The following is a 12360-nucleotide window of genomic DNA, read 5'->3' as shown; positions in this document are numbered from 1 at the left end:
TCACTCGTCCCCGGCCAGGTCCCGGTAGCGGGCCTCGTTCCGTGTGGCGGTCCGGATGTACAGCCAAGCGCTGAGGCCGATGACGGGATAGATGCCTGCACCGAGCAGGATCCAGTCGAACGGGATCCCCGCGATCGGGGTCTCGGCGAGTCCCGGTAGGGCTGCCAGCAGCAACGGGAACGCAGACAGGATCAGCATAAAGCCGATGGCCACCACCAGGGCCAGCCGCAGCTGGGAACGGATCAGGGAGCGGACGAAGACCTGCCCCACCTCGGATTCCTCCGCCGCCTCGCGCGACTCCCGGGCCGGCCGGGGTGCCGAGCGCGGAGCGGTGACACGGACCCGGGTCATGCCTGCGGCCGGATCCGGGTGGCTTCCAGTTTTTCCCTGACCGTGGGAAGGTGGCGGCGGCTGATGGGCAGGCCGGCACCGGCCACCGAGACGCTGGGTTTGTCCGCCGTCAGCTTCATGGACTGCACATGCTTCAGCGCCACGAGGTAGGACCGGTGCGTCCGGATAAACCCGGCCTCGGCCCACTGCTGCTCCAGGTCTGCCAGCGGAACCCGGATGAGATAGCTGGCATCCGCGGTGTGCAGCCGGGCGTAGTCGCCCTGCGCCTGGACGTATGTGACGTCGTCGCGCCTGATCATCCTGGTGGTGCCGCCCTGGTCAACGGTGATCATCTCGGGGGCGGTGCCGCCGCCGTCGCGCAGCAGCTCGCTGATCCGTCCCACCGTCCGGGACAGCCGCTCGGCCCGGACGGGCTTAAGGAGGTAGTCCACGGCGGCAAGCTCGAACGCCTCCAGGGCGCAGTCCTCGTCCGCGGTGACAAACACCACCACCGGCGGTTTGCTGCTGCGCGCGATGGCGCGGGCAACATCAAGGCCGGACACGGCGGGCATGTGAATATCCAGGAAGACGACGTCAACCGTTGCGGTGTTCAGGGCCCGCAACGCTTCTGTGCCCGAAATGGCCCGGTGGATGACCCCGATCCGGTCATCCTTTCCCAGGAGATAGGCCAACTCCTCCACGGCGGGTAACTCGTCGTCGGCGACGAGGACATTAATCATGGTCCTACATTAGCCGCCGGAGGCGGCGGGGATCAGACCGCCGGGGTTCAGGCGTCGTGGCCGGGCTGGGACTTGGGCACGCGCATGGTGATCAGCGTTCCCTCGCCCGGGGCCGTCTCGATCACCAGGCCGTGCTGGTCCCCGTAAACCTGCCGGAGCCGGGCGTCCACGTTGCGCAGCCCCACGTGGTCGCCGTCGTGGTGCCCGGCCAGCATCGACTGGAGCTCGGCAGGGTCCATCCCCACGCCGTCGTCCTCTATTGTCACTTCCGCATAGGCGCCCGAATCATTGGCCGTGATGGTGATGTGGCCCGCCCCTTCCTTGGCCTCCAGGCCATGCCTGACGGCGTTCTCCACCAGCGGCTGCAGGCTCAGGAACGGGATGACGGTGCTCAGGACTTCCGGCGCGATCCGCAGGCTGACCTGGACGCGGTCACCGAAACGGGCGCGCTCCAGCAGCAGGTACCGGTCGATGCAGCGCAGTTCCTCCGCCAGCGTGGTGAAGTCACCGTGGCGCCGGAACGAGTACCTCGTAAAATCAGCGAACTCCACCACCAGCTCGCGCGCCCGCTCCGGATCCGTGTTGATGAACGACGCGATCGCGTTCAGCGAGTTGTAGATGAAATGCGGACTGATCTGGGCACGCAGCGCCCGCACTTCGGCTTCCATCAGCAGCGTCCGGGATGCGTCCAGCTCAGCCAGCTCCACCTGGACGGCCACCCAGTCCGCCACTTCGCTGGTGGCACGGACCAGGCCTGCGCCCGCCGCCGGGGCAAACGCCGCCACAACGCCCACCACCCGTGAGCCCGCACGGACCGGCGCGATGACGGCGGCGAAGCTTCCGGAGGCATGGCCCGTCCCCAGGTCCCGCGCCTGGAGCACCGCCGTCCGCCCGCCGATCAGGACGTCCGCAGCCAGTTCCATCAACCGGGGCTTCAGTTCCTCGGCGGCACCGTCCCAGGCCAGCACGCCGGCCGTATCGGTGATGGCCAGCGCATCACAGCCCAGCAAGTTCCTGAGCTGCCGGCTCGCCTTGGCGGCGCCCGCCGGATTGAGGCCCGTACGCAGATGCTGCCCGGCACTCGATGCAGCGTGGAGGGTGTTGTACGTGGCGCGCTCGGCGTCGGTGCCCAGCTCACGGAAGGACCGGAGCAGCTTGATGCCAACGCCGACGACGACGGCGATTGCCAGGGTGATTACCGCAACGGCGGCGGCAGTCAGGAGCGGGGAGTCCGGCATGGTGCCCAGCGTAACGCCGGGTGCCGTTAGTCGCAGCATCGTAACCGTTGAGCGACCGTTCCGGCCATGGCTCTGGAATGCAAGCCTGCCGCACCGCAGAGTGATTGCAGTCACATTGTCCGCATCCTGCCTGCAGGCTGGCCCGTGTGAACCAAGCAAGTCTCAATGAGGAGGAACGATGGGTAACGATGCCCACACTCCGGACGCAGCGGCGTCCGTGGACTTCGAACAGGTCCAGTCGACAGAGCGGTTCCAGGAACTGCGCAAACGTCACCGCAGCTTTGTGTTCCCTATGGCCGTGGCATTCCTGCTGTGGTACTTCGCGTATGTCCTGCTGGCTGACTACGCCGTCGAGTTTATGTCCACCAAAGTGTGGGGCAACATCAACGTCGGCCTGATCCTGGGCCTGCTGCAGTTCGTCTCCACGTTCGCCATCACCGGCTGGTACGTCAGCTACTCCAACCGGAAGCTGGACCCCATCGCGGCGGAGATCCGCAACGAAATCGAAGGCCATGAGTTTGATAAGGACGGCAACATCCTGAGCGGAGTGACCAAATGATCGGGATTGCCACGGCCGTAGACGTTGCCGACCTGAAAGAAACCACGCTGCTCAACATGGGCATCTTCGGGCTGTTCGTCGCCGTCACCATGGTGATTGTGCTGCGGGCCAGCCGGAACAACAAAACCGCGGCGGACTACTACGCTGCCGGCCGCTCGTTCACCGGTTCCCAGAACGGAACGGCCATTGCCGGGGATTACCTGTCGGCCGCATCCTTCCTGGGGATCACCGGCGCCATCGCCATCAACGGCTATGACGGCTTTATGTACTCCATCGGGTTCCTGGTGGCCTGGCTGGTGGCGCTCCTGCTTGTGGCCGAACTCCTCCGGAACACCGGAAAGTTCACCATGGCCGATGTCCTTTCCTTCCGGCTCAAGCAGCGGCCGGTCCGCATCGCGGCGGCCATCTCCACCCTCGCCGTCTGCTTCTTCTACCTGCTCGCGCAGATGGCCGGAGCCGGCAGCCTCATTTCGCTGCTGCTGGGCATCAGCGACTGGGGCGGACAGGCACTGGTGATTATCGTCGTCGGCGCCCTGATGATCATGTACGTCCTGATCGGCGGGATGAAGGGCACCACCTGGGTCCAGATCATCAAGGCGATCCTGCTGATTGCGGGCGCGGCAGTCATGACCTTCTGGGTCCTGGCCATCTACGGCTTCAACGTCTCCAGCCTTCTTGGTGCGGCGGTTGATACCGCCGGCAACCCGGCTGTACTGAACCCCGGCCTGCAGTACGGCAAGACCGAGACCTCCAAGCTGGACTTTATGTCCCTGGGCCTCGCCCTGGTCCTGGGAACGGCTGCCCTGCCCCACGTCCTGATGCGCTTTTACACCGTGCCCACGGCCAAGGAAGCCCGGAAGTCCGTGGTGTGGTCCATCTGGCTGATCGGCCTCTTCTACCTGTTCACCCTGGTGCTGGGTTATGGAGCCGCTGCACTGGTTGGCGCCGAAACCATCAAGTCAGCCCCCGGCGGCGTCAACTCCGCCGCACCCCTGCTGGCCTTCCACCTGGGCGGCCCGCTGCTGCTGGGATTTATCTCCGCCGTAGCCTTCGCCACCATACTCGCCGTGGTGGCCGGGTTGACCATCACCGCCGCAGCCTCCTTTGCCCACGACATCTACGCCAGCGTCATCTCCAAGGGCAAGGCCGACGCCGACACCGAGGTTAAGGTGGCGCGGCGCACCGTCGTGGTCATCGGGGTCATGGCCATCCTGGGCGGTATCTTCGCCAACGGCCAGAATGTGGCCTTCCTCGTGGCGCTCGCCTTCGCAGTCGCGGCGTCGGCTAACCTCCCGACCATCATCTACTCGCTGTTCTGGCGCCGGTTCACCACCCAGGGTGCGGTCTGGAGCATGTACGGCGGCCTGGGCTCGGCCATTGTCCTGATTGCCTTCTCGCCGGTGGTTTCCGGCCTGAAGACCTCCATGATCCCGGGGGCCAACTTCGCCTTCTTCCCCTTGAGCAACCCCGGCATTGTGTCCATCCCGCTGGCGTTCCTGCTCGGCTGGCTGGGTACGGTGCTGGACAAGAAGCGCGAGGACGCGACCAAGCAGGCCGAGATGGAAGTACGCTCCCTGACCGGTGTGGGTGCGGAGAAGGCCGTGGACCACTGACACGCTGAAAGCCGATCCGGCTGACTGATCGTCGCAGCGGATCTTGAACCACAGAAAAGAGTCCCCGGGCCATACGGCACGGGGACTCTTTTCTGCTCTGGTTCCCGGCGCTAGGCCTGGGGCTTGAGCTTGATGTTGATCATTTTCAGCTCGTCGGTGCCTTCGAAACGGTAGACGAGGTCGATCTTCTTGTCGCCGTCGCAGGTGATGAGGCCGGCTACGTCGGCCGCCTTGGTGCCGTTCTCGGTGCTTGCCTTGACTTCGTTGTAGGCAGTCTTGCAGGTGCTGTCCATCTCCAGGGTCTTGATGCCGGCGATGAAGTCCTCCTTGGTCAGCTGCTCATGGAGGGCGGGGTCAAGATAGTCGTCGTAGGCCTTGGAACTGTCGCCGGCAATCACCAGCTTGGTGAAGCTGTCAGCCAGGCCCCGGGCATGATTGGTTGCTCCGTTGACAATGTTGACCAGGATGAGGACACCGACGACCGCCAGCAGCAGGACACCGCCCACAACGCCGAGGATGGTCCACAGCTTCCGGCGGCTTTGCGCCGGGGGCTCTTGTCCGGGCAGGCCGAATGGCCCCTCGGACGAGTATTGCCCGGGTGCACCGTACTGCGCGGTCGGGCGAAACTGCGACGGTGCATCGTATTGCCCCGGCGCACCGTGCTGTGGCGGGTTCCCGGGCAGCGGTGGCGCGCCATGCTCCCCGGGGTTGCCGGGCTGCCCCGTTGGTTGCGCGGGGCGCCCCGTTGGTTGCGCGGGCCAGGCCGCCGGCTGGACCGGCTGGTACGGTCCCTGAGGATTGCTCACGATGGAGCCTTTCCGGCAACGCACTGGCACTGCCTTATTGTTGGGACCCGCTGAACGGCACCCATGGATTCACCTTGGAACAGCCTATAACCCAGCCCGCCGGGGCTGGGTATCGGGGCGGTAATAAGGGGCGCTGGCCCTAAGCGTCTCCGGATCCCCGCTCGAGCAGCGGCTGGATGCGGAACGGGATGAGTTCGCTCATGGCCAGTGCTGTGTCCGTCCTGTCCACTCCATCGCACGCCAGGATTTTCCCGTTGATCCGGAAGAGGTCCTCGGCATCCAGGGCCACTACCCGGAGCAGGAGGTCAGCGGAGCCGGTGAGGCCGTAGCCTTCCAGGATTTCCGGAATGCCGGCGAGGTCATGGGCCAGCTGTCCCAGTTTCTGCTGCTGGACGTGGACGGAAATGAACGCCATGAGCGGATAGCCCAGGGATGCCGGGTTGATACGCCGTTCGAAGGACAGGAAGACGTGCCTCTTCTCCAGCTGGGCCATGCGCGCCTGCACGGTGTTCCGGGACAGCCCCAGCTTCTGGGCCAACGCCACCACTGTCCGCCGGGGGTCGCGGGCCAGGGCCGAAAGCAGCCGCGTGTCTGTGCCATCCAAAGCTTGCATAATGCGCAACGTTAGCACGGTGATGGCAGTGTAAACAGGGCATTATGCGCAGTATTCGCCACGGTGGTTGTACCCATTGAGCATTGTGAGTAGGGTCACAAATATCCGGGGCAACGGCGCCCGGGCGGCCGGCGGCGGGCGGGACCACAAGTCCCCAGGCTCCGGTCAAACGACGTGAGAAGGTTGCGTGCCATCGTGTCTACAGACAGGAACCTGATCCAGCTGATTACCCCGGCAGGGGAGCGGATCAGCCACCCGGAGTTTGACCCTTGGGTGAAGGACATCGGGGATGAGCAATTGTGTTCCCTCTACGAGGACCTGACGGTCATCCGGCGGATCGATGTTGAGGCCACCGCCCTCCAGCGTCAGGGCGAGCTCGGTCTTTGGCCCCCGTTGCTGGGGCAGGAGGCGGCGCAAGTCGGTTCCGGCAGGGCCCTGCGCGTGGACGACTTTGTCTTCTCCAGCTACCGGGAAAACGGCGTGGCGTACTGCCGCGGCGTGGACCTGACGGACATTACGCGGGTGTGGCGTGGCACGGCCTCTTCCGGGTGGGATCCGTACTCCGTGAATATGGCCACCCCGCAGATCATCATCGGCGCGCAGACCCTGCATGCCACCGGTTACGCCATGGGCATCCAGAACGACGGCGCGGACTCGGTGGCGGTGACGTACTTCGGCGACGGTGCCACCAGCGAAGGCGATGTCAACGAGGCCATGGTATTTGCCGCCAGCTTCCAGGCACCCGTGGTCTTCTTCTGCTCGAACAACCACTGGGCAATTTCGGAGCCCGTGCGGTTGCAGTCCCACATTCAGATCGCGGACCGGGCCGCCGGATTCGGCATTCCGAGCCTCCGGGTGGACGGCAATGATGTGCTGGCCGTTATGGCAGCCACGCGCGTGGCATTGGACCGTGCCCGGCACGGTGGCGGACCCACCTTCATCGAAGCGGTCACCTACCGCATGGGACCGCACACCACCGCCGACGATCCCACCCGCTACCGTGACGCCAATGAACTGGAGGACTGGGCTGCCAAGGACCCCATCCTGCGGGTCAAGGCCCTGCTGGAACGCAAAGGACTCCTCACGGATCAGGTCCAGCAGCACGTTCACGACAAGGCGGAGTCAGTCGCCCGCGAAATCCGATCGGGCTGCATCGGCATGCCGGATCCGGAGCCGATGGACATCTTCAAGCACGTGTACAGCGAGCCCAACTCGTGGCTGGACCGGCAGCAGGACCACTACGCCCGTTACCTGGCTTCCTTCGGCGATCCCGCGGGAGCCACCTCAGAAGAAGGTGCACGCTGATGACCCAGATGACCTTTGCCCGCGCCATCAATTCCGGCCTGCGCAAATCCCTCGAAAACGATCCAAAAGTCATCCTCATGGGCGAGGACATCGGTACCCTCGGCGGTGTTTTCCGGGTGACCGACGGCCTCCAGAAGGATTTCGGCACCCACCGTGTGGTGGACACCCCGCTGGCCGAGTCGGCCATCATGGGCACCGCCGTCGGCCTCGCCTACCGCGGTTACCGCCCGGTGGTGGAGATCCAGTTCGACGGCTTTATCTACCCTGCCTTCGACCAGATCGTGAGCCAAGTGGCCAAGCTGCACTACCGCACGCAGGGGGCCGTGAAGATGCCCATCACCATCCGCGTCCCGTTCGGAGGCGGTATCGGCTCACCCGAGCACCACTCCGAGTCGCCAGAGGCGTACTTCACACATACCTCGGGGCTTCGCGTGGTCAGCGTCTCCAACCCGCAGGATGCCCACACCGTGATCCAACAGGCAATCCTGTCCGATGACCCGGTACTGTACTTCGAGCCCAAGCGCCGCTACCACGACAAGGGTGAAGTGGATGAGGGCATCGATCCGCGCACCGCGCTGCCCATGGACTCCGCCCGCGTTGTCACCGAGGGCACGGACGTGACGCTTGTGGCCTACGGGCCGTTGGTGAAGACGGCCAAGGACGCAGCAACCGCAGCCGCCGACGAAGGCATCTCCATCGAGGTCATCGACCTGCGCTCGCTGGCACCCGTGGACTACGCCACCGTTGAAGCATCCGTCCGGAAAACGGGCAGGCTGGTGGTCACCCATGAAGCCGGCCAGTCCGGTGGCCTGGGCGCCGAAGTTGCGGCCAGCATTACCGAGCGGTGCTTCTACCACCTCGAAACCGCCCCCGTCCGTATCACCGGGTTCGATATTCCCTACCCGTACTCCAAGCTCGAAATGCACCATCTGCCCGGCCTGGACCGGATCCTCGACGGCGTGGACCGCGCCCTCGGACGCCCGAACTCCCTCAGCGGGTTGGAAGGATGAGCGCCACCATGATCAAGGAATTCAGGCTCCCGGACCTCGGCGAAGGCCTCACGGAATCAGAAATCCTCAGCTGGAAAGTGGCAGTGGGGGACACGGTGACGCTGAACCAGGTCATCGCCGAGGTGGAAACCGCAAAGGCCGTAGTGGAACTGCCGTCACCTTTCGCGGGCGTGATCACTGCGCTCCATGAAGAGCCGGGAACAATCGTGGAGGTGGGCAAGCCGATCATCTCCTTCGAAGTAGCGGACGACGGCGGCGCCTCACCTTCAGGGGCTGCGCCCACCGGGGCGGCCACTACTGCAGCGGGTACCGCGAAACGCGAGCCGAACCTGGTTGGGTACGGCGCCGTCGTCGAAAGCTCAGGCCGTCCCGCCCGCCGGGCGCGCACCTTCACAACCCCGGCGGTTGAGCCTGTTCGTGCTTCGGTGGTTGAGCCTGTCGAAACCGAGCTCGTCGAAACCGAGCCTGTCAGACCCGAAAACCCTGTGGTTGAGCCTGTCGAAACCGACGCCGCGGAGCGCCCACGCTCCACCCCGCCGGTCCGGAAACTGGCCAAGGACCTCGGCGTCGAGCTGGCCGCGGTCGCGGGCACCGGAGCCGGCGGCCTGATCACGCGGGAGGATGTCCAGAATTTTGTTGGCGGCGGCGAATTGTCGGCACCGGTACGCCATCTTTCCGCCGTGTCCGATTCGGTTTCCCGCGCCGGACTGGCGCCACAGGGTGGGCGGGAAATCAGGACCCCCATCAAGGGTGTCCGCAAGTTCACGGCCGCCGCGATGGTGGCAAGTGCCTTCACGGCTCCCCACGCGACGGAATTCCTCACAGTGGATGTCACGCCCACCATGGACCTGCTGGCCAAGCTGAAGACGAGCCGGGCCTTTTCCGGCTACAAGCTCACACCGCTGACGCTGGTGGCGAAGGCTGTGCTGATCGCGCTGCGGCGGAACCCGTCGCTGAATTCGCGGTGGGAGGAAGCCAGCCAGGAGATCGTGCAGTTCAACTACGTGAACCTGGGCATCGCCGCCGCGACTCCGCGCGGGCTCACCGTGCCGAACATCAAGGACGCGGATACCCTGTCGCTGCTGGAACTCTCCGCAGCCCTGACCGGGCTGACCGAGACGGCACGGGCCGGCAAGACCGCGCCGGCAGACCTGTCCGGCGGCACTATCTCCATCACGAATATCGGGGTCTTCGGCATCGACGCGGGCACTCCCATCCTGAACCCCGGCGAGGCTGCCATCCTGGCCATGGGGGCCGTGCGGAAAATGCCGTGGGAATTCCAGGATGAGGTGGCTTTACGCCAGGTCATGACGCTGAGCCTGTCCTTTGACCATCGCCTGGTGGACGGGGAGCAGGGCTCGCGGTTCCTCGCCGATATTGGGGCCATCCTGGCCGAACCCGGCATGGTGCTCACGATGGTCTAACCCACGGGTTTTTGTCCAGATAATCCGGGTTTCGGGCGTTTGAACCCGCTTTATCTGGACAAACTCCAGGGTCTGGGCCTGCGCAACGTCCTGCGTCATGTCGTGATTCGTAAGTGCGGCCTTGGCCCGCATTAGCGGTGCTGCTGCGGCCCAGCACCGCTAATGCGGGCCAGGGCCGCTCCTATGACCAGAAACCTGCAGGGCCCGCTCTTGAAATCGTGTCCTGGTCAGGGGGCCGGGGGAACGTTCACCGTGAGTGCCGCCAGCGCCATGCTTTCGAGCAGCGGCCGGGCCGTTTTGGGCGCGATCTTGCGTCCGTGGTTCCGCACCGAGTGCGGGGTGGAGTTGATCAGGCCGAACGTAGCGTGGGCCCGCATCCGCAGTTCGACGGCGTCGGTGCCCGGATGCAGCAGCGCCAGGACCTCCACCCAAATCTCCACATAGTTCCGCTGCAGTGCCCGCACCTCGGACTGGTCCTTCTGGCTGAGGTTGCTGAAATCCCGGTCCTGCACCCGGATCACGTCGGGCTTGCCAAGGGCAAACTCCACTTGGAACCCCACCAGCCTGCGGAGCGCTGCGAGCGGGTCCGTGGTCTCGGCAATGACGCGCCGGCCGCCGTCGAGCAGCTCGCGGCTGACGGTAAGCAGCAGGTCTCCCAGCACCGCCTGCTTGCCCTGGAAGTGGCGATAGACGGCCGGGCCGCTGACACCCGCTGCCGCGCCCAGGTCTTCCAGCGATACCCGGTTGAATCCGTGCAGGGCGAAGAGCGCCGCGGCGGCAGTAAGCAGAGCCTGGCGGCGGTTCTCCTTCGCCTGGCTGCGGGGTGTTCCGGCAACGGACTGCGTTGCCGGCGCGGCCCGCGTAGCTGAATCGGGCTGTGCTGCTGAATCCGGCTGGGCTGCCAAAGCCGGTGCGGACGGCTTGACCGGTCGGGTGGTGGGCACGCTTTTCCTCCTAGGAACAGCCGATTCTAACAATGTCCTGTTGTGTTGGACATCACAGTTAATAAAGACTAACCTGAATTCCAGTTATAAAGCATTAACCGAGCTGGCTTTTCCGGCTCTCGCCGGAGCCATGGTGGCTTTCAAAAGATGAGGAACGGACACAGTCGATGGAGACCCTCGCCAGCCGGCTTGATGCCGCAAGTGATGCGTTTGCTGCAAACAACGCTGCCCAGCTCGCGCTGGCCGCCGAGCTCCGGACCAGGCTGGCTGAGGCCGCGTTGGGCGGGCCGGAGAAGTCGCGGGAGCGCCATGTGGGGCGCGGGAAGCTGCTGCCCCGGGAGCGCATTGACCGGCTGCTGGATGATGGCAGCCCGTTCCTGGAGATCGCGCCGCTGGCAGCCAACGGCATGTACAACAACGACTCGCCGGGAGCCGGGGTTATTGCCGGCATCGGCCTGGTCCACGGCCGCCAGGTGCTGGTGATCTCCAACGACGCCACCGTCAAGGGCGGCACCTACTACCCGATGACCGTGAAGAAGCACCTCCGCGCCCAGGAGATAGCGCTGGAGAACCGGCTGCCGTGCATCTATCTGGTGGATTCGGGCGGGGCGTTCCTGCCGAAGCAGGACGAAGTCTTTCCTGACAAGGAACACTTCGGCCGTATTTTCTTCAACCAGGCGAAGATGTCTGCCGCGAAGATCCCGCAGATCGCCTCGGTGATGGGCTCCTGCACGGCAGGTGGGGCTTACGTTCCGGCGATGAGCGATGAGACGGTGATCGTGCGGAACCAGGGCACCATCTTCCTGGGCGGTCCGCCGCTGGTGAAGGCTGCCATCGGGGAGATCGTGACCGCGGAGGAACTGGGCGGCGGTGACGTGCACTCGAAAATCTCCGGCGTTACCGACCACCTGGCGGAGAACGATGAGCATGCCCTGCAGATCGTCCGGGACATCGTCTCCACCCTGCCGAGGCCGGCTGCCCCTGCCTGGGATGTGGACACCGTCGTCGAGCCCGTCGCGGATCCGGCGGAGTTGTACGGCTCCGTCCCCACGGACGTCAACGCGCAGTACGACGTCCACGAGGTCATTGCCCGGCTGGTGGACGGCAGCAGGTTCCACGAGTTCAAGAAGGAGTACGGCACCACCCTGGTCACAGGTTTTGCCAGGCTGCACGGGCACCCGATGGGGATCCTGGCCAACAACGGCGTGCTCTTCAGCGAGTCCTCGCTCAAGGGCGCGCACTTCATCGAACTCTGCGACCAGCGCGGCATTCCGCTTATTTTCCTGCAGAACATTTCCGGGTTCATGGTGGGCAGGGATTCCGAGCAGGGTGGCATCGCCAAAAACGGCGCCAAGATGGTCACCGCCGTCGCCACCGCCCGGGTGCCCAAGCTGACCGTCGTCATCGGCGGGTCCTTCGGCGCCGGCAACTACTCCATGTGCGGGCGGGCGTACTCGCCGCGCTTCCTGTGGATGTGGCCGGCAAGCCGGATTTCGGTGATGGGAGGGAACCAAGCCTCCGGGGTTCTCGCAACCGTCAAGCGTGACCAGTACGAGGCCCGGGGCGAGGAATGGTCCACAGAGGACGAGGAAGCCTTCAAGGCCCCGATCAAACAGCAATACGAGGACCAGGGCAGCCCGTACTATTCCACCGCCCGCCTCTGGGACGACGGCGTGATCGACCCCGCGGATACCCGCACCGTCCTGGGACTGGCGCTCGACGTCGTCTCCCGCACCCCGCTGCCGGAGACCTCCTTCGGCCTTTTCCGGATGTGAGCC

The 12360-nt window shown here is 65.1% G+C and carries 12 protein-coding genes; 6 read left to right on the top strand and 6 right to left on the bottom strand.

Features of this window, described 5'->3' with window-relative positions; genetic code table 11:
• From MUN23_RS01835 to MUN23_RS01825, 3 genes are read right to left on the bottom strand one after another with little or no spacing between them, the layout of a single operon-like run.
• Positions 1 to 351, bottom strand: a complete 351-nt coding sequence (locus MUN23_RS01835) for a hypothetical protein (protein WP_248761830.1) — start codon at positions 349 to 351, stop codon at positions 1 to 3.
• Complete coding sequence (locus MUN23_RS01830; protein WP_248761829.1) at positions 348 to 1070, bottom strand: LytTR family DNA-binding domain-containing protein; 723 nt, start codon at positions 1068 to 1070, stop codon at positions 348 to 350. The genes MUN23_RS01835 and MUN23_RS01830 overlap by 4 nt, the downstream gene beginning before the upstream one ends.
• A gap of 47 nt (positions 1071 to 1117) precedes the next feature.
• Entirely contained in the window at positions 1118 to 2308 is a 1191-nt protein-coding gene (locus tag MUN23_RS01825; RefSeq protein WP_058932722.1) for a sensor histidine kinase, read from the bottom strand.
• Positions 2309 to 2486: 178 nt separating this feature from the next.
• On the opposite strand from MUN23_RS01825, the gene MUN23_RS01820 reads away from it, so the two are divergent.
• On the top strand, positions 2487 to 2867 hold the full coding sequence (locus MUN23_RS01820; protein ID WP_104063077.1) for a DUF485 domain-containing protein: 381 nt from the start codon (positions 2487 to 2489) through the stop codon (positions 2865 to 2867).
• Complete coding sequence (locus MUN23_RS01815; RefSeq protein WP_248761828.1) at positions 2864 to 4480, top strand: cation acetate symporter; 1617 nt, start codon at positions 2864 to 2866, stop codon at positions 4478 to 4480. The genes MUN23_RS01820 and MUN23_RS01815 overlap by 4 nt, the downstream gene beginning before the upstream one ends.
• A gap of 110 nt (positions 4481 to 4590) precedes the next feature.
• On the opposite strand, the gene MUN23_RS01810 is transcribed toward MUN23_RS01815, so the two are convergent.
• A complete protein-coding gene (locus tag MUN23_RS01810) occupies positions 4591 to 5286 on the bottom strand; it encodes a hypothetical protein (RefSeq protein ID WP_248761827.1) in 696 nt (231 codons plus the stop codon).
• Positions 5287 to 5425: 139 nt separating this feature from the next.
• Positions 5426 to 5899 carry an Lrp/AsnC family transcriptional regulator gene (locus MUN23_RS01805; protein ID WP_248761826.1) on the bottom strand — a complete coding sequence of 158 codons (474 nt, stop codon included), beginning with the start codon at positions 5897 to 5899 and terminating at the stop codon, positions 5426 to 5428.
• A 195-nt stretch (positions 5900 to 6094) separates the two neighbouring features.
• Here MUN23_RS01805 and pdhA point away from each other — a divergent pair, with 195 nt between their 5' ends.
• The 3 genes from pdhA to MUN23_RS01790 are packed head-to-tail and all read left to right on the top strand — an operon-like array spanning position 6095 to position 9638.
• Positions 6095 to 7204, top strand: a complete 1110-nt coding sequence (gene pdhA, locus MUN23_RS01800; protein ID WP_248761825.1) for a pyruvate dehydrogenase (acetyl-transferring) E1 component subunit alpha — start codon at positions 6095 to 6097, stop codon at positions 7202 to 7204.
• Positions 7204 to 8214 carry an alpha-ketoacid dehydrogenase subunit beta gene (locus MUN23_RS01795; protein ID WP_058929524.1) on the top strand — a complete coding sequence of 337 codons (1011 nt, stop codon included), beginning with the start codon at positions 7204 to 7206 and terminating at the stop codon, positions 8212 to 8214. The genes pdhA and MUN23_RS01795 overlap by 1 nt, the downstream gene beginning before the upstream one ends.
• An 8-nt stretch (positions 8215 to 8222) precedes the next feature.
• Complete coding sequence (locus MUN23_RS01790) at positions 8223 to 9638, top strand: dihydrolipoamide acetyltransferase family protein (RefSeq protein WP_248761824.1); 1416 nt, start codon at positions 8223 to 8225, stop codon at positions 9636 to 9638.
• A gap of 227 nt (positions 9639 to 9865) precedes the next feature.
• On the opposite strand, the gene MUN23_RS01785 is transcribed toward MUN23_RS01790, so the two are convergent.
• On the bottom strand, positions 9866 to 10582 hold the full coding sequence (locus MUN23_RS01785) for a TetR/AcrR family transcriptional regulator (protein WP_305886576.1): 717 nt from the start codon (positions 10580 to 10582) through the stop codon (positions 9866 to 9868).
• A gap of 167 nt (positions 10583 to 10749) precedes the next feature.
• On the opposite strand from MUN23_RS01785, the gene MUN23_RS01780 reads away from it, so the two are divergent.
• Complete coding sequence (locus MUN23_RS01780) at positions 10750 to 12357, top strand: carboxyl transferase domain-containing protein (RefSeq protein ID WP_248761823.1); 1608 nt, start codon at positions 10750 to 10752, stop codon at positions 12355 to 12357.
• The last annotated feature ends 3 nt before the right edge of the window (positions 12358 to 12360 follow it).

Origin of the sequence: Pseudarthrobacter sp. SSS035, assembly GCF_023273875.1 — a bacterium.
Lineage (GTDB): Bacteria > Actinomycetota > Actinomycetes > Actinomycetales > Micrococcaceae > Arthrobacter.
Note: the sequence above shows the minus strand (reverse complement) of the source record. Positions and strands in the feature narration are given on the sequence as shown.